At 69.4% G+C, this 15,941-nt stretch carries 18 protein-coding genes; 11 read left to right on the top strand and 7 right to left on the bottom strand.

What is annotated here, in order from left to right:
• Complete coding sequence (locus KBX46_RS03295; RefSeq protein ID WP_307871467.1) at nucleotides 1-216, bottom strand: DNA-binding protein; 216 nt, start codon at nucleotides 214-216, stop codon at nucleotides 1-3.
• A 40-nt stretch (nucleotides 217-256) separates the two neighbouring features.
• Nucleotides 257-649, bottom strand: coding sequence for a nuclear transport factor 2 family protein (locus KBX46_RS03300; RefSeq protein WP_088948906.1), 393 nt, complete (start codon nucleotides 647-649; stop codon nucleotides 257-259).
• Nucleotides 650-806: 157 nt separating this feature from the next.
• Between KBX46_RS03300 and KBX46_RS03305 the strand changes: the two genes are divergently transcribed.
• The 3 genes from KBX46_RS03305 to KBX46_RS03315 all read left to right on the top strand — a co-directional run bounded on the left by KBX46_RS03305 (nucleotide 807) and on the right by KBX46_RS03315 (nucleotide 3,222).
• On the top strand, nucleotides 807-1,448 hold the full coding sequence (locus tag KBX46_RS03305) for a DNA alkylation repair protein (protein WP_210790853.1): 642 nt from the start codon (nucleotides 807-809) through the stop codon (nucleotides 1,446-1,448).
• 158 nt (nucleotides 1,449-1,606) lie between these two features.
• Nucleotides 1,607-2,545, top strand: coding sequence for a phosphotransferase family protein (locus KBX46_RS03310; protein ID WP_210790728.1), 939 nt, complete (start codon nucleotides 1,607-1,609; stop codon nucleotides 2,543-2,545).
• A gap of 86 nt (nucleotides 2,546-2,631) precedes the next feature.
• The gene (locus KBX46_RS03315) at nucleotides 2,632-3,222 is read left to right on the top strand and encodes a DinB family protein (protein ID WP_088948908.1); all 591 of its coding nucleotides are present in this window, start codon (nucleotides 2,632-2,634) and stop codon (nucleotides 3,220-3,222) included.
• Nucleotides 3,223-3,310: 88 nt separating this feature from the next.
• Here KBX46_RS03315 and KBX46_RS03320 read toward each other — a convergent pair whose 3' ends face one another.
• Nucleotides 3,311-5,344, bottom strand: coding sequence for a hypothetical protein (locus tag KBX46_RS03320; protein WP_210790730.1), 2,034 nt, complete (start codon nucleotides 5,342-5,344; stop codon nucleotides 3,311-3,313).
• Between the two features lie 162 nt (nucleotides 5,345-5,506).
• On the opposite strand from KBX46_RS03320, the gene KBX46_RS03325 reads away from it, so the two are divergent.
• A complete protein-coding gene (locus KBX46_RS03325) occupies nucleotides 5,507-5,947 on the top strand; it encodes a hypothetical protein (RefSeq protein WP_088948909.1) in 441 nt (146 codons plus the stop codon).
• Nucleotides 5,948-6,076: 129 nt separating this feature from the next.
• Here KBX46_RS03325 and KBX46_RS03330 read toward each other — a convergent pair whose 3' ends face one another.
• Nucleotides 6,077-6,364 (bottom strand): hypothetical protein, encoded by a 288-nt coding sequence (locus tag KBX46_RS03330; protein WP_218906239.1) that lies wholly within the window; start codon nucleotides 6,362-6,364, stop codon nucleotides 6,077-6,079.
• A gap of 51 nt (nucleotides 6,365-6,415) precedes the next feature.
• Here KBX46_RS03330 and KBX46_RS03335 point away from each other — a divergent pair, with 51 nt between their 5' ends.
• The 4 genes from KBX46_RS03335 (at nucleotide 6,416) to KBX46_RS03350 (ending at nucleotide 10,865) form a co-directional block, all read left to right on the top strand.
• Nucleotides 6,416-6,922: a hypothetical protein gene (locus KBX46_RS03335; RefSeq protein WP_210790732.1), complete on the top strand. Its 507-nt coding sequence runs from the start codon at nucleotides 6,416-6,418 to the stop codon at nucleotides 6,920-6,922.
• 326 nt (nucleotides 6,923-7,248) lie between these two features.
• Nucleotides 7,249-8,667, top strand: coding sequence for a family 43 glycosylhydrolase (locus tag KBX46_RS03340; protein ID WP_308159350.1), 1,419 nt, complete (start codon nucleotides 7,249-7,251; stop codon nucleotides 8,665-8,667).
• A gap of 36 nt (nucleotides 8,668-8,703) precedes the next feature.
• Entirely contained in the window at nucleotides 8,704-10,353 is a 1,650-nt protein-coding gene (locus KBX46_RS03345) for an RICIN domain-containing protein (RefSeq protein ID WP_210790736.1), read from the top strand.
• A gap of 158 nt (nucleotides 10,354-10,511) precedes the next feature.
• Nucleotides 10,512-10,865 carry a VOC family protein gene (locus KBX46_RS03350; RefSeq protein WP_185755333.1) on the top strand — a complete coding sequence of 118 codons (354 nt, stop codon included), beginning with the start codon at nucleotides 10,512-10,514 and terminating at the stop codon, nucleotides 10,863-10,865.
• 75 nt (nucleotides 10,866-10,940) lie between these two features.
• Here the strand turns inward: KBX46_RS03350 and KBX46_RS03355 are convergent, their stop codons facing one another.
• Entirely contained in the window at nucleotides 10,941-12,221 is a 1,281-nt protein-coding gene (locus tag KBX46_RS03355; RefSeq protein ID WP_088948913.1) for a GAF domain-containing protein, read from the bottom strand.
• 244 nt (nucleotides 12,222-12,465) lie between these two features.
• On the opposite strand from KBX46_RS03355, the gene KBX46_RS03360 reads away from it, so the two are divergent.
• The gene (locus tag KBX46_RS03360) at nucleotides 12,466-13,347 is read left to right on the top strand and encodes a fructosamine kinase family protein (RefSeq protein ID WP_210790738.1); all 882 of its coding nucleotides are present in this window, start codon (nucleotides 12,466-12,468) and stop codon (nucleotides 13,345-13,347) included.
• A gap of 57 nt (nucleotides 13,348-13,404) precedes the next feature.
• Here the strand turns inward: KBX46_RS03360 and KBX46_RS03365 are convergent, their stop codons facing one another.
• A complete protein-coding gene (locus KBX46_RS03365) occupies nucleotides 13,405-13,593 on the bottom strand; it encodes a hypothetical protein (protein WP_210790740.1) in 189 nt (62 codons plus the stop codon).
• Nucleotides 13,594-13,752: 159 nt separating this feature from the next.
• On the opposite strand from KBX46_RS03365, the gene KBX46_RS32835 reads away from it, so the two are divergent.
• Entirely contained in the window at nucleotides 13,753-13,884 is a 132-nt protein-coding gene (locus KBX46_RS32835; protein WP_256439946.1) for a hypothetical protein, read from the top strand.
• 45 nt (nucleotides 13,885-13,929) lie between these two features.
• Here the strand turns inward: KBX46_RS32835 and KBX46_RS03370 are convergent, their stop codons facing one another.
• Nucleotides 13,930-14,808 carry a helix-turn-helix transcriptional regulator gene (locus tag KBX46_RS03370; protein ID WP_210790743.1) on the bottom strand — a complete coding sequence of 293 codons (879 nt, stop codon included), beginning with the start codon at nucleotides 14,806-14,808 and terminating at the stop codon, nucleotides 13,930-13,932.
• Between the two features lie 247 nt (nucleotides 14,809-15,055).
• On the opposite strand from KBX46_RS03370, the gene KBX46_RS03375 reads away from it, so the two are divergent.
• A complete protein-coding gene (locus tag KBX46_RS03375) occupies nucleotides 15,056-15,940 on the top strand; it encodes an aldo/keto reductase (protein ID WP_210790745.1) in 885 nt (294 codons plus the stop codon).
• Nucleotide 15,941 lies beyond the last annotated feature (1 nt).

The following is a 15,941-nucleotide window of genomic DNA, read 5'->3' on the forward strand; positions in this document are numbered from 1 at the left end:
CTACGAAGCCGCGAAGGCCAACCCTTGCTCGGCCAGCGCGGCGGCCAGGATGTCGACCGCCTTCGGGCCCACCCCGTGCATGGCCAGCAGATCGCCGCGGCTGTGGGTGGCCACCTGGGCGAGCGTGGTGATGCCGGCTTCGAGCAGGGCACTGGTGGCTGGTCGCCCGATCGGCGGCAGGCCACCGATCTGCGCGGGCACGTCTCGGGTACTCACGGAATCACGATAGTCCGCCCCCAGCCACCGGGGCCTCGGGTCACGAACCGTCCGGAGGGTTGGCCGGCTGCTGTCCCGGCCAGAACGGCCACTCCTCGAACGACCGGCAACGTCCGTCCTCGGCGAACCGCATGACCCACAGGTCGCGGTACTCCTGCTCGACCGGGTCGCCGTAGCGGACCTCGTGACGCGACACGGCAGTGTCACCGTCGACCGCGACGATCTCGCTGGTCATCCGGAACACCTCGTCGGGGCCCTTGCGCTGTTTCTCCCACATCTGGGCGATGGCCGGCAGACCGACGACAGGTGTCCAGTACGGCCCCTGCTGGTAGCTCGCATCCTCGGTGAAGAGAGTTACCAGGGCATCCGTGCCGGGCGTCCGCCACAGCCGCTCGTACGCGGTGAGCCATTCGTTGACGTGCGTCCTGTCCATGGACATCACTGTGCCATTCGACGGGCCACGCGCGGCAGGAACCGACCAGCCGCAGGTCATCACCGGTCCACTGCGTCGTAAGGTGCATCTCACACCCGAAGAGCTGGAGGCTGCGGTGACCGCGACGACGCCGACCGACACGGTGCTGGCCGAGGTGATGGCCGAACTGGCCGCGCTGGAGGACCACCGGACACGCGAGGTGAACGCGAAACACGGTGACGACCACGGTGTGCACCTCGGCAAGGTTCGTGCGGTCGCCAAGCGGCTGAAGACGCAGCAGGAACTCGCCCGCCAGCTCTGGAGGACCGGCGACACCGCGGCGAGACTGCTGTCGCTCCTGATCTGCCGTCCCAGGGCGTTCGAGCGTGCCGAGCTGGACGTCATGCTGCGCGAGGCACGCGCGCCCAAGGTGCACGACTGGCTCGTGAACTACGTGGTGAAGAAGAGCCCGCACGCCGAGGAGCTGCGCCTGGCCTGGTGTGCCGACCCGGACCCGGTGGTCGCGAGCGCCGGCTGGGCGCTGACCACCGAGCGGGTGACGAAGAAACCCGAGAGCCTCGACCTGCCGGGGCTGCTCGACGTCATCGAGAGCGAGATGAAGGACGCGCCGGATCGCCTCCAGTGGGCGATGAACCACTGCCTGGCCCAGATCGGGATCGAGCACGCCGCGCACCGCGCTCGCGCGATCGGCATCGGCGAACGTCTGGCGGTGCTCAAGGACTACCCGACATCCCCGGGCTGCACGTCTCCGTACGCGCCCACCTGGATCAACGAGATGGTGCGCCGCGCGCACACCTGACCAGTGCGCCGATCGAGCGCATGGTGGTGGCGGCGCGGGGAGGGCCCGGACCTCCCCGCGCCGTAGCTGTGCCAGGCCACCCCCGGGGTACTGCGCCCGCAGAGCGGCCACCTCGACGAGCAGCGTCCGACCCGACGACAGTTAGCGATGGCAACCTGATGCACAGCCCGACCGACGTCGAACCGACCCGACTCCTGCACCAGTGGACGGGCGGCGAGGCTCCCCGGCTGCTGGGGCGGGGAATGGAGGGTGCCGTCTACGACATCGGCCAGGAGCGGATCGCCAAGGTGTGGTTCGACGGGTCGGAGGCCGCCTTGCAGCGGGTTCGGGTGTTCTACGACGCGCTGGCCGGGAAACCTCTGCGGGTCGCGGTCCCACGGATCCACGAGGTCCACCTGATCGAGGGTCGCTGCGTCACCGTCGAGCAACGGCTGGCCGGCAGAACCATGACCGAAGCGCGGAAAGAGGGTCGCCTCACCCTCGACGAGGCCAGGTCGGCGTTCGTCGACGTGTTGGCCCAACTGGGGGCAAGCGGGCCCCTGCCCGAGGCGCGGAAGCTGTCGGTCCTGGACGAGACGATGCCGCTCTACGAGACGGACGACGCTTTCCCTGACGCGCTTTACGCACTGGCCACGCGTCGCGTCGCCCGATTCCGACAGGTCCTCGGCCCGGCGGTCGAGGACCTCGACAGGAAGCTGGACGCGTTGCAGGACCGGCTGCGGGACGTCGACAGCGGACGACGCTCGGTCGTCCACGGCGACATGATCCCCGGCAACATCCTCGTGAACGACGCCGGCGGCCCTGCCGCCGTACTCGACTGGGGCTTCCTCACGACCGAGGGTGACCCGGTTTTCGACGCCTCCGTCGCGGCCTCGATCTTCGACATGTACGGCCAGCATGCCCTGGACACCGAACGTGGCCTCTACGCGCAGATCGAGGAGCGCCTGGGCTACCCGCGGCAGGCGCTTCTCGTCTACCGCGCGGCCTACTCGCTGATCACCGCGAACGCCTACGACGCCGAGGGCGGGGACGGTCACTTCGCGTGGTGTGTCGCGGCCCTGAACCGGCCCGACGTCGTCCGGACGCTCCTGGGCTGAGCACCACCGCCGGACGCACCCGCCCCCTTCTGATCTTGCAAACGTCGTCCCCCACGGTGTCGCAGCCCTGAGGAAGACTGGCGGTCATGGCTGACTTGAGCGATGCGAAAGCTGCGCTGCACCTCTACCTGAAGGAAAATCGCGACGACCTGATCTGGAAGCTCGACGGGCTAAGCGAACGCGATGCGAGAATGCCCCGCACCGCGACCGGCACCAACCTGCTGGGCATCATCAAGCACTGCCTCAATGTCGAAGCCGGCTACTTCGGGCCAACCTTCGGGCGCGAGTTCCCGACGCCGGAGGAACTCGTCCCCATGCAGGCGTTCGACGAGGACCCACAGGCAGACTGGTACGCGAGCGAGGACGAGACGAAGGACGGCCTGATCGATCTGTATCGCCGGGTCGGGGTGTTCGCCGACCAGACGATCGACCAGCTGCCGCTCGACGCGCCGGGGCAGGTGCCGTGGTGGCGCCCAGGCCGGCAGGACGTGACGCTGCAGCGGATCATCATCCACGTGACCTGCGACCTCGCCCGTCACGCAGGGCATGCCGACATCATCCGCGAGCAGCACGACTCGGCGATCGGCCTGCGGCAGGACAACACCAACATCCCGGACGACTACGACTGGTCGGCTTACGTCGCCAAGCTGACGAAGCTCGCGGACCGCTTCGCCTAGGGCACCCACGAACGCGCCGCCCGCCGCGGATCTGCGGCGGGCGGCGCGTGACGTCAAAGGTTCGCGCCCCGCGGGGCGGCAGAGCGGGTCACGGGCAGGGCGTCCGCGCGCAGACGTCGATGACCTTGCCGGTGAGCAGGAAGGCGGCCTTCTGTCTCTGGGCTCCGGCCTGGGCCCGTGGGAACTCGTGCGGATCCTCCCCGTACTCCGGCCCGGCCGGGGCGAGGTTCGTCGGCGGCGGCGCGTACGCCGCGCCGCTGTTCCAGATCACGAGCGCCGAGCCCGTGTACGGGTAGCGGCGGATCGGCGCGATGCCCCAGTACGGACGCACGTCCGATGACCAGCCGTCGGCGAGCGCGGGGGTCTGCAGGCGAGCCCCGATGGTGCGCGCCTGGACCTCCGCCGCGGCGGGCGAGACCTGCTGGTCACCGAAGGCCACGTGCATCAGGACCTGGTGCGGTGGGGTGCCGGGCAATGGTCGGTCGGTCATGTGCTGGGCGTACCCGTTGGCCTCGGACCGGTCCCACAACATCTGCAGCAGCGCGAGGATCAGCTGTTGGTCGACCTTGTCCGGGTAGTAGCCGTCCATGACCGACTGGAACGGGGCGAAGTCCACGCTGCGTTGCAGCAGCGTGGAGTAGTTCATCGCCGGTACGCCGAGCACCGAGCGTGTCCAGTCCTGGGCGATGGCGGTGAGGGCACCACCGTTGATGCCACCCTGGCTGTTGCCGTCGTAGTGCAGCCCACCGGCCAGGTTGATCAGCGGTCGTGCGGTGGCGTCTCGGAACGCCGGGTGGGCGGCGAACCCGCCCGGGTGGATCATCGCGCGGCCCAGGAACAGGAAGTTCAGGAAGCTCTGCTGCAACCGGTCCGCCACGGCGGGAAAGGCGCTGAGGTCGGTGAAGGCACCGGCCACGTAGGGGACGTCACCGGCGGCCATGCCGATCCAACTTGTCGCGCAGAAGGTGAAGTTGTGGGTGTTCGACATCGTCCTGACGTTGCCGGCGTTGATCTCGGTCGGCTTGCCGAGCAGGCCATGGCCGTAGAGCGACAGGTGTGCCGGCTTCGCGGCGGAGGCGCTGCGCGGGATGTTGCAGACGAAGTCCGCCGCGATCGTCGCGCCGGACGGCGTGGGCAGGGCGTTCGGCGTCTGTGGCGTCCCGGTGCCGCCAGCGGGCCCGTAGTGAAGCCGGGAGCCCGGCCCGCCGTCGCCGGTCAGATAGGACGGTACGCCGATGGTGCCGGTCACCTGCCGGGCGATCAGCGGCTCCTGCTCCGGTGGGTAGTCGGTCACCTGGGTGACGGTGAACGACGGTGCGGCTCGACGGAGGCTGGCGAACGCGCTGTCGCGGACCGCCAGCATCCGCCCGGTCAGACCCTGCCGGCTGGCCACCGTGAAGTCCCAGGCCAGGTAGAGGCTGTGCCGCTTGACCCCGGTGCGGGTCAGGTCGGCGAGGATCCGTTTCATCTGCGGCGCACGGCTGTCCCGATGGCTGAGGCCGGCACCGGTCACGTACGCCCTGAACGCCTTCGGTGCCGGGATCGACGCCCCGTTGCCGTCGCGCATGCCGCGCAGGCCGACGACGTAGCGGGTGCCCTCGGTCAGCGCCACCGCAGGTCGGATGATCAGCACCTGCCGGTCGGTCTGGCCGGTCGCGTGGGCGTCCAGCTCGGCCCAGTACGGCGTGCGCTCACCGGTCCGCGCGTTGATCAGCACGATCGGCGCGTCCGGCGCCAGCGAGCGGCCGATGTCGGTGACCGGCGCGATCCCGGTCGTCGTGGCGTCGAGGCCGGGCACGCGCACCAGGATCGGCGAGCCCGGGCTGAACCCGTCCTGCCGGTTCCATTCCGTCGGGTCGATCGGGGTTCCCTGCACGTTGGCGGGCATCGCGGCGGTCGCGAGCCGCACCCGCTTACCGGTGGGGCTGGTCCGGTCCGGCACGGTGAAGTAGTCGTTCGGGAAGGGCAGCAGGCAGGCCGTCGGGTCGATCGGGTCGCAGGCCTGCTGCCCGGTCGGTGCAGGAGTGGCGGGCGGTGCCGCAGCGGCCGACGCCCCGAACAGGACGGTGCCCGCGGTCACCAGCACGGACACGGCGAGACGGAGCCCTCTGATTGTGGTCACACGCATCTCCTTCGACGCAGGTGGTGTTCTTCCTACGCTCGTGAAGGAATCTCAGCAACCAGCACGACGCCCGTGGATGAGCAGGCCCCCTGAAGGAGCAGTGCGACCGCGCCGAGGGCTCCGTCTGTCATTGGTCGGGGGCTGACAGGCTAGTTTGCTCGGATGAGTCTTCTCGATGACGTTGCGCGGCGTGACAACTGGCGATGCTGGGTGTGCGACGAGCCGGTCGACGCTGACATGTCGGTGAACGACCCGCGTGGGCCCAGCGTCGACAGCCGCACCGCCGACAAGAAGGCCAAGGTCGTCGAGCGGCTTGCGCACCGCGCCTGCAACACCCGCAAGGGCGCCGTCAAGGTGGTCATCGCCTGGCCGGACCGTCTGCACGTGGTGGAGCCCGCGCCGCTGATCACCGTCGCCGAGAGGCTTGAGCGCAAGGGCGGCCGGGAGTTGGTGGCCCGTTGCCCGAGCAGGAAGGACGCCCAGGAGGCGGCGGACTGGTTGGTCGACCGGTTTTCCCGGCTGGTGCCCGGGCTGCCGGTGACCGCGAGCGTCGACGCGGGCGGCGGCCAGTATCTCGTCGCTCTGGCCACCGGCCGCCGCTGACTGGCGACCTGGCCGGCGGAACGTCACCGGCCAGGACCGCCCCGCCACGGGTACGGCAATGCGTCCGGACGCTGTCCGGACGCATTGGCATCGGCAGGTCGCTGACCGGCCGGTGGGTAGCAGTCTTGCTCAGAAAGGGGGTGCGTCCTGGCCCATCAGCGCCAGCACGACGCCTCCCTTTCCGCTCTTGAGGCCCTGAACGACGACCTTGCCGGTGCTGCCGTCGGGCAGCTCCAACGTGAAGGTCTTCCCGACCGCGTTCTTGGGGCCGTTGCCGGCGCTGTTGGCAGGTCGGAAGTCACCTGCCCACGGCGGGACCCCGCCCCTGCGGGCGGGCTCGGCGAAGAGAGCGGCGGTGCCGGGGGTCCTGGTGCCATCCGACGAAAGGAGCACTGAGGCGCTGCGAAAGGTAGCCATATGCGGCAAGGATATCCCGGACCGCGCCCATTTGCGCCACCGCGGCTCCCCGTGACGCGCCTGGTGCGCAAAGGGCACTATCAGCGGATGGGCGACCAACCGAAAAGTGTGCGTGCACGGGTGCGCCACCTGGCGGACCGTTCCTACGTCGTGCTGATCGACGGGCCCGATGGCGAGGTGGAGGTCGGTCGTACCCGCCGGACGCGTGAGGTGCTGTCCATGGCGCGAGCCGGGGCCGCACGTGCGCTTGGTGTGCCGGAGGGTGGTTTCGACCTCAACGACATCGCCCTCACGTTTGCCCGACCGCCCTACGGGACGGACGGGCAGTGGGTCCGCGTCGTCGCGGCGGAGGACCCCGACGACCCTTCCGGGGCCAGCGAGATCGGCTTGCTGGGCAGGGCGTACTGGTTCGATCACGAGGCCGCGTGGTTCGTGACGGTGACCGGCTCTGGCACCGGTCTCCATCCCAGCGAGCACCTCGACTTCGCCCCGTCGGTGACCGACGAAGAGGTCGCCGCGTTCGACGAGTACATCTCGGGCGCCAACCAGACACCTTGACACCTGTCGATGTTAGCGCCAACACTGAGACCGCAACCTGGGCGCAACGCCACCGTCATATCTCGCGATTCACTCGCGCATCGACCCCGGCGGGGCGCCGCAGGCTGGCGGCGCCGTCACCTGGACGTCGCGGCCGGTTCCGGCCCCACGTGCTGCTCGGCGTCGACCTGATCGGCCACGACGCCACCGGCCGGCACCACCTGCGTCGATGAGTCGCTCACCAACCGTACGGAGGACAGATGCCGCTGCCACTCCACCCACGCGATCCGCTTGCCCGCCCGGCAACCGGCCGGGGGCCTGCCGGCCGCCGACGCCTACGGTCGGTCGTGGCCGCGGTGTTGGTGGTGCTCGCCGTGGCAGCTGGCCTGCCGGCGGCCGGGCCGGCGCACGCCGCACCGGCGGTCAACTACACCAACCCGCTGGTGAACCAGAGGGCCGACCCGCACATCGTCCGGCACACCGACGGCTACTACTACATGACCGCGACGGTGCCGCAGTACGACCGGATCGTGCTGCGACGTGCGACCACCCTCCAGGGCCTGGCCACGGCGGCGGAAACCACGATCTGGAACCGGCACACCAGCGGCGAGATGGGCGCCCACATCTGGGCGCCGGAGATCCATTTCATCAACAACCGGTGGTACGTCTACTTCGCCGCGGGCCGCACCGATGACGTGTGGCGGATCCGCATGTACGTGTTGGAGAACTCCAGCGCGAATCCGCTGACCGGGTCGTGGACCGAACGTGGTCGGATCACGACACCGTGGGACACCTTCAGCCTGGACGCGTCGACCTTCGTCGCCAACGGGGTGCGTTATCTGACCTGGGCGCAGCAGGAGCCGGGCATCTCCAACAACTCCAACGTCTACCTCGCCCGGATGGGTGCCAACCCGTGGCAGATCACCGGCACGGTGACGCGGCTCGTCGTGCCGACGTACGACTGGGAGACCCGCGGCTACCGGGTCGCCGAGGGACCGGCGGTGATCCAACGCAACGGCCGCATCTTCCTGACCTACTCGGCCAGCGCCACGGACGCCAACTACTGCCTCGGGATGCTGACCGCCTCGGCCACCGCCAACCTGCTCGACGCCGCCGCCTGGAGCAAGAGCCCCAACCCGGTGTTCGCCAGCAACGCCGCCACCGGTCAGTACGGCCCCGGCCACAACTCGTTTACGGTCTCCGAGGATGGGCAGAGCGACATCCTGGTCTATCACGACCGCAACTACCGTGACATCAGCGGCGATCCGCTCAACGATCCGAACCGGCGGACGAGGCTGCAGAAGCTGTACTGGAACGCCGACGGCACCCCGAACTTCGGCATCCCGGTGCCCGACGGGGCCACACCGGTGCGGCTGCGTTCACACGATCTGACCAGCAGCTACATCCGGCACTACGACTATCGGGCCCGGGTCGAGCCCAACGTGGCCAACCTGGCCGACTCGCAGTTCCGCATCGTCAGCGGCCTCGCCGGGGGCGGGACGGTGTCGTTGGAGTCGACCAACTTCCCGGGGTACTACCTGCGTCACCGTGGCTACGCCCTGTACGTCGAACGGAGCGACGGCTCGTCGCTCTTCGGCGGCGACGCGAGCTTCCACCGCCAATCCGGCCTGGCTGCCAGCACCGGGGTCTCCCTGGAGTCACAGAACTTCCCCGGCCGGTACGTGCGCCACCGCGACGGACTGCTCTACCTGGAAGCGGTGAGCACGAGCGCCGAGCGAGCCTCCGCCACCTTCCACCTGGAATAGCCGCGGGACCACTCCCCCATCGAGCCAGGAGTACCGATGACCCCCACCACCACGAGACCGTCCAGCCACGGCTCGATCCGCCGCGGCCGGCGTACCGGCCTCGTTCTGGCCATGATCACCGCGCTGGTCGGCGCCGCCGGCGCTGTGCTGGTCGGCGCGCCGCCGGCAGAGGCGGCCACCATCGACACCAACGCCTACTACGTCCTGGTCAACCGGCACAGCGGCAAGGTCCTCGACGTCCGGGACACCTCGACGGCAGACGGCGCGGTGATCCAACAGTGGTCCCGCAACGACGGCGAATGGCAACAGTTCCAGTTCGTCTCGTCCGGCAGCGGCTACTACCGCCTCAAGGCTCGACACAGCGGCAAGGTCGTCGACCTCTGGGAGTGGAACACCGCCGACGGCGCCGAGTACCGCCAGTGGCCGGATCTCAACGCCACCAACCAGCAGTTCCAGGTGCTCGACTCCGACGGCGGCCATGTCCGGCTGATCAACCGCCACTCCGCCAAGGCACTCGAGGTCTGGGAGCGGTCCACCGCCGACGGCGGCCGCATCAGCCAGTACACCGATCAGAACGGTGCCAACCAGCAGTGGCAGATGGTCCAGGTGGGCGGGGGCAGCACGCCACCCGGCTGTGGCAGCGGGTCGACCAACGCCGAGGCCGTGCTGAGCGGGAGCACCTGGACGGCCCGTAACGGCTCGTCGACGGTCTATTCGGGTACGAGCATGTTGTCGGCCATGCAGGCGGCGGTCAATTCACTGTCGGCTGGTCGGACGTCGAAGCAGCGGGTCGTGGTCCGCGGCTCCGGGTCGATGAGCGCGGGTTCACGGTTGTCGCTGCCGTCGTACACGACGCTGGCGGTGTGCGGCACGATCAACGTGACCGGATCGGGCTCGGGCGACCAGGCGCCGGTCTACTCGCGGGGAACCACGGATGTCGAGGTGCAGAACCTGACGCTGACCGGGTCGCCGTTGTACGGCATCTTCATGCGCAACGTGAACAACCTGACCCTCGGGCAGATCGACATGCGGCTCTCCGCCGGCCTCGGAGTACGCATCGACAACCACGGCGGCGATCGGTCGGTCAAGGTGCGCAACGTCCGCATCGACACCGTGTACGTGTCAGGCACCGGCACGCACGGGGTGGAGACGTACGGCGTGGACGGTCTGACCATCGGAACTGTCACGGCGCGGAACACCCGGGACTCCGGCCTGCTGCTCAACGACACGATCAACGCCACTGTCGGCACGGTCGACGCGCAGGGCGCCGGTGCCGGCACCGGGTACGCGGCTTTCCGGATGGCCAACCGCAACGGCCGGGTGGGCAGCTCGTACCCGACCAACATCCGGGTCGGAAATGTGATCGCGTCCGGGGGTGGCCGCGGGATCTTCTGCGTCTCCGAGTCCGGTGGCGCGGTCATCGACCGGGTGACGATCTCGAACACGGGGAACAACTCGATCCTGGTGGAGAACTGCTACAACGTCGTCATCGCCGGGGTGTCCGGGACGGTGACGGGCGGCGGCGAGATCAGGATCGCGTCGCGGACGGAGTTCCCGATCTCCTCGGGCATCCGGTTGCAGAACCTGACCGTCAGCGGCACCAACATCACCCAGAGTCCCTGCGGTGGCGCGAACAACACCATCAGCAACGTCACCCGGGTCAACTCGACGCTGACCTGGTGTTGAGAGGCTGGCCGCCGCGTACTCGATGAAGGGCGGTGGGTCCGCGCACGTTGCGGGCCCACCGCGGCGCTGCCTCCCGACTCCCCGCGCGGCGATGAGCAGTTATGGACGCACGACGCAGGATGATGAGCGGATTCCACAACTCGAAGCAGGAGGTCCGCGTGCGCGTCGTCCGCGTCCTGGCCAACCTTCCGGTGCCTGACATCAGCGCCGCCAAGGGCTTCTACAGCGACTACCTCGGGTTGAGCAACGAGGAGTTCAACCTGGGCTGGGTGGCCCGCTACACCTCGCCCGACAGCGGCGCGAGCGTGCAACTCGTCTCCGGCGACGCGTCCGCACCCGAGGATTCGGTCATCTCGGTGCAGGTGGATGACGTGGACGGCGCCTACGCGGAGGCACAGCGCCTCGGTTACGCGATCGTGCACCCGCTGACCACTGAGCCCTGGGGAGTGCGGCGGTTCTTCGTCCGCGCTCCGGACGGCAACGTCATCAACGTGGCAGCCCATAGTTCCTGACCAGGGACCAGGGACCAGGGACCAGGGACCAGGGCGGCGGCCGGGCCAGCCAGGTGCCGGCTGTCGCAGACCTCGTCAGCGGTTGAGGTAGGCGGCCAGGCCGCCGAGTTCCTCGCTGGCGATGAACACCGAGCGCACGTTGAGAAGGGCCTCCTCGACGTGCGCGGTACAGCCCCATGCCGAGTCACCCCACGAATCAGCGATCTTGATCTCGGCGGGTGCGGTGCAGCCGGGAGCATCGCCGAGCTGGCAGTGCTCCGGGTGTGGCAGTGCAGCCTGCGCGGCTGCGGCGGCACGCATCCGCGCGGCGAGTTCCGCGGAGGCGGCAGCACGCTGCTCGGCCTCGGCGCGCAGTTCCCGTTCCACGCGTAGCACCCTGGCCAGCTCGTCGTGAGCCGCCCTGGCGCGTGCTTCGGCGGCCGTCTTCGCCTGTTCGATGTGGTGGCGTTCGATGGCCAGGGCCGCGGTGCCGGCGAAGACCCGGGTGAGAGCGAGGTCCGAGTCCTGTGGGACGCGCGGGGTGCGGTGGTACATGGCGAACGTGCCCAGCAGGCCGCCGTCGCGAGCCAGGATGGGAGTGGACCAGCAGGCCGCCAGACCTGCCCGGTCGGCCAGATCCCGAAAGTCGTTCCAGAACGGGTCGGTGGTGATGTCGGTGACGATCACCGGTTCCCGGCGGTGGGCGGCGGTGCCGCAGGAGCCGACGCCTTCGCCGGTGGCGATGCCGTCGATGGCCTGGTTGTAGAAGGCGGGCAGGCTGGGGGCGGCGCCGTGGCGCAGGTGCCGGCCGTCGGCATCGGCGAGCAGCACCGAGACGAGCACCTCCTGCGGTGCCAGATTCTCGATACAGCGGGCCATCCCGTCAAGCACCTCAGTCAGGGGCGCCTGGCGGGCGATCTGCTCCAGCAGGGCGCGGTGTTCGGTCATCAACCGTTGGGCGTGCTTGACCTGGGTGGTCTCCACGCCGAGCACGCGGATCCCGGTCACCGTACCGGCTGCGTCTCGACGCGGCTCGTAGGAGACATCGAAGAAGGCCTCCCGGGCCTGCGGGCCGATGCCCAGCACGACCCGGACGTCACGGCCGACGTATGCCTCGCCGGTGCGGTAGACCTGATCCAGCAGAGCGATGAAGCCCTGATCGGCCAGCTCGGGCATCACGTCCACGAGAGCGACCCCGGTGCGGACCCGTTCCTGACCGATGGTCTCGAAGAAGGCCCGGTTCGCCGTCTCCACCACATGCGCCGGGCCGGTCAACGACGCGAAGACGGCCGTGGACTGCCCGAACAACGCCCGCAGATCCTCCTCAGCCGCTCCTCGCCCGGCAACCGCCGGATCCGCGGCAGGCACCGCCGTCATGTCGTGGTCCGCCTCTCCTCGGTTGCGTGGATGGTCCGTGACCCACTGGCCGGCGACGGAGGCCAACCACCGCCGTCGGTCACGTGTTCGCACCACCAACCTACGGGACACCGCTGCGGTGTCCACAGGACCGTGGCCGCCTACGCTGACATCGACGTGAAGGCCGGGCCGACAACGGTTCCTGGTGGCCGCCGGGGGCGTGCAGCCGCAGGCAGGGGTGCACGCAGATGAGAGGTGTGTCCTGATGAGCTCGACGACGACGCTGCTGGAACGCCTGCTCCAGGCCGGGATGAGCGAGGTCGTCACAGTGGAGCCGGTAGCGGGCGGGCTCGCTGCGCTCGCGGGCATCGCCACCCGTCGGGACGCCTCGTCGGTGTTCGTCAAGGGCTTCGCCGACGCGCCCGCCGAGGGGGTCTTCGTCGCGGAAGCCGAGGGGCTGGCCGCCCTACGCGAACTCGGCGGCATGGCCACACCCGAGGTGCTCCTGGCGGACCCGGAACTGCTCGTGTTGTCGGTGCTGCGCCCGAGGCCGCACACCGAGAGCTTCTGGGAGCAGCTGGCGCACCTGCTCGCCCGCATGCACACGAGCACGACCCATCCTCGCTTCGGATGGCACCACGACAACTGGCTGGGCCGCCGCCGCCAGGTCAATACGTGGCATGACGACGGGTTTGCGTTCTTCGCAGAGCACCGGCTGCTTCGGTGGCTCGGGGAGCCCCGCGCCGAGGCGGCGCTCGACGCGGCTGACCGGGCGGCATTGGAGCGGCTGTGTGACCGACTGCCGGACCTGCTGCCGGACCGGCCCGCGTGCCTGACACACGGTGACCTGTGGACGCAGAACATCATGGCCACCCCGGACGGGCAGCCCGCGTTGATCGACCCGGCCGTGTCGTACATGTGGGCCGAGGTCGACCTCGCCCATGTGTGGTCCACCTCGCCCCCGCCCGAGGCGCAACGGTTCTTCCAGGTCTATGCGGACCTGACCTCGCTGGACGACGGCTGGCAGGCCCGCATGCCGGTCGTCCAGCTGCGACAACACCTCGCCGTGCTGGCCCAGTTCGACGACGACTGGGGTGCTGGCGAGCAGATCCGCGCCACCCTTGCCCCGTTCCGGACGCGATCCTGACCAGAGGCCCGGCAGTTGACCGCCGCAACCGCGCGAGCGGCCGCGTCGGAGCGGGTCTCACCGACGAGCGTCGTCATCATCGCCGCCCCGACCGCGACCAGGGCGACGCCCACGGACGTTGACGGCGGCCACCAGGGTGACGATCGCAGCGGTCAACTGCAGCACACCACCGAGCAGATCGACCAGGCTGGAGATGGCGCCAGCGTCGGGAACAAGGTGCATCGCGGCCTCCGGGTTCGTGCCCACCGTCCGCTTCCTGCGGAAGGCCCTCCCCCGGGCCCAGCGGTAACCGCTTGGACGCCGCTGCCATTGTGGCACCCTCCCGCACAGCAGAGGAAGGTGTGCACCAGATCGACATCTGCTCATACCAGGCGGTCACCGCCTCTGCACAAGCTCCGCCGCCCTGTGGGGGGTGCTGTCGCCGCCTGCCCGGGTGCGACGATCGGGGAGGGCCTGGCCGTGCGCGGTGAGGAGGTCGCCGACGTCGAGCCCGACGTCGCGGGCTGGCTGCGCCGGATCGGCCTGCTCACCCGATGACCCGCCGGAGAACGCCACCAACCCGAGGGCGAGGTCATCGGCCGCTCATCCGTTGGTCCCGGTCGCGACGCCTTCCCGCGTCGCGGCCCAGGTGGCGAGCAACTCCAGGCCGTCACCGGAACTGGTGCCCGGCTCGGCGGAGTAGGTCAGGACCGTCAGAGACTCGTCGCCGGACAACTCGAGCACTTCGAAGGCCAGGTCCAGGTCCCCGATGGCGGGGTGGCGGAAACGCTTCGTGCCGTGACGGTGCACGTAGACATCCTGGGCGGCCCACCAGGCGCGGAAGGACTCGCTGCGCATGGACAGCTGGCCGATCAGGTTCATCAGTTGCTGGTCCTCGGAGTGCTGCGCGGCCGCGATGCGCAGCGCGGCGACGGCGGAGCGGGCCACCTGCGCCCAGTCCGGGTAGAACGCCTGAGCGTGCGGGTCCAGGAAGATGAACCGCATCGAGTTCACCGGCAGCGCCGTGTCAACGGCGAACATGGGCGCGTAGAGGGCCATGCCCAGCGGGTTGGCGGCCAGGATGTCGAAGCGGTGGTTGCGGAGGAACGCCGGCACGCCGGTCATCGAGTGCAGCACCCGGCGGACTGCCGGCCGGATCTCGGTGACCTTGTCGCGGCGGGCGCGGGTCCGGGCGGGCCGGGAGCCGGAGGCGCGGGCGAGGTGGTGCAGGTGGGCGGTCTCGGTGTCGTCGAGCTGTAGCGCGCGGGCAATGGCGTCCAGGACGCTGTCGGACACGCCCGCGAGGTTGCCACGCTCCAGGCGGGTGTAGTACTCGACGCTGACGCCGGCCAGCGCGGCCACCTCGCCGCGGCGCAGCCCGGCGACGCGCCGGTTGCCGTACGCGGGGATGCCGGCCTGCTCGGGGCTGACCTTGGCCCGGCGGGAGGTGAGGAACGCCCGGACCTCGCTGCGCTTGTCCATGTTTTCCAGGTTAGGCACGCCGCCCGGCAGGAGGGGGACCCTGCCAGTACCCGTTTGAGCAGGGGCTCCCCGGAAACCTGACTGCGGTGTGTGCTTGCTGGGGACAGGACCGACCGACGGGGCCAGATCGAGGGGATGTTGTGGCAGACGAGACGACGACCAGCTGCTCGGGCGATGAGCTGCCGCCGGACGTCCTCCCCAAGATCGACGCCGCCTGTCACGCCCGGAACTGAAAGGAAACGTTTCCATGCCAACCCCGCACCTGACGTTGAACAACGGCGTCGAGATTCCCGCCGTCGGACTCGGCGTCTTCCAGACGCCTCCGCAGGAGACCCGCTCCGCGGTCGAGGCGGCGCTCGCCACGGGCTACCGACACATCGACACCGCGGCCGCGTACGGCAATGAGCGTGAGGTCGGCGAGGCGATTGCCAGCTCGGGCGTCGACCGTTCCGAGGTGTTCGTCGAGACCAAGATCTGGATCAGTGACTACGGGTACGACCAGACGCTGCACGGCTTCGAGAAGAGCGCCGCCAAGCTGGGCGTCGAGCAGATCGACCTGCTGATCCTGCACCAGGCGTTGCCGTCGGAGTTCGACCGGACCCTGGATGCGTACCGGGCTCTGGAGAAGCTGCTGGCCGACGGCAAGGTCCGCGCCATTGGCGTCAGCAACTTCATGGTCGACCACCTGACCGCACTGCTCGACACCGCGACTGTCGTGCCCGCGGTGAACCAGATCGAGGTGCACCCCTACTTCGCGCAGCGCGAGGTGCAGGCCTTCGGCGCACAGCACGGCATCCTCTCGCAGGCCTGGTCGCCGATCGGTGGCATCACCTTCTACCGCGACGGGGAGCACACCAGCACGTTGCAGGATCCAGTGATCGAGGGCATCGCGAAGGCGCACGGCAAGACCCCGGCGCAGGTGATGATGCGCTGGCACGTGCAGCAGGGCCGCTCGGCGATTCCGAAGTCGACGAAGCCCGTGCGGATCGCGGAGAACTTCGACGTTTTCGACTTCGCGCTCACCACCGAAGAGCTCGCCGCCATCGACGCCCTGGACACTGGCAAGCGCGGGGGCCCTGAACCTGCTGACATCACCCTCGCCACCTTCGGCAGGCCGATCCCCGAAGCCTGAA

Origin of the sequence: Micromonospora sp. C81 (assembly GCF_018070425.1) — a bacterium.
GTDB lineage: Bacteria > Actinomycetota > Actinomycetes > Mycobacteriales > Micromonosporaceae > Micromonospora > Micromonospora zamorensis.

Bases quoted from the DNA above. Each gene is read 5' to 3' on its own strand.
- KBX46_RS03325 (WP_088948909.1), top strand. From the start codon at position 5,507: ATGAGTCTTCTCGATGACGTTGCGCGGCGTGACAACTGGCGATGCTGG.
- KBX46_RS03355 (WP_088948913.1), bottom strand. From the start codon at position 12,221: ATGACGGCGGTGCCTGCCGCGGATCCGGCGGTTGCCGGGCGAGGAGCG.
- KBX46_RS03360 (WP_210790738.1), top strand. From the start codon at position 12,466: ATGAGCTCGACGACGACGCTGCTGGAACGCCTGCTCCAGGCCGGGATG.
- KBX46_RS03310 (WP_210790728.1), top strand. From the start codon at position 1,607: ATGCACAGCCCGACCGACGTCGAACCGACCCGACTCCTGCACCAGTGG.
- KBX46_RS03300 (WP_088948906.1), bottom strand. From the start codon at position 649: ATGGACAGGACGCACGTCAACGAATGGCTCACCGCGTACGAGCGGCTG.
- KBX46_RS03315 (WP_088948908.1), top strand. From the start codon at position 2,632: ATGGCTGACTTGAGCGATGCGAAAGCTGCGCTGCACCTCTACCTGAAG.
- KBX46_RS03370 (WP_210790743.1), bottom strand. From the start codon at position 14,808: ATGGACAAGCGCAGCGAGGTCCGGGCGTTCCTCACCTCCCGCCGGGCC.
- KBX46_RS03375 (WP_210790745.1), top strand. From the start codon at position 15,056: ATGCCAACCCCGCACCTGACGTTGAACAACGGCGTCGAGATTCCCGCC.
- KBX46_RS03345 (WP_210790736.1), top strand. From the start codon at position 8,704: ATGACCCCCACCACCACGAGACCGTCCAGCCACGGCTCGATCCGCCGC.
- KBX46_RS03330 (WP_218906239.1), bottom strand. From the start codon at position 6,364: ATGGCTACCTTTCGCAGCGCCTCAGTGCTCCTTTCGTCGGATGGCACC.
- KBX46_RS03305 (WP_210790853.1), top strand. From the start codon at position 807: ATGGCCGAACTGGCCGCGCTGGAGGACCACCGGACACGCGAGGTGAAC.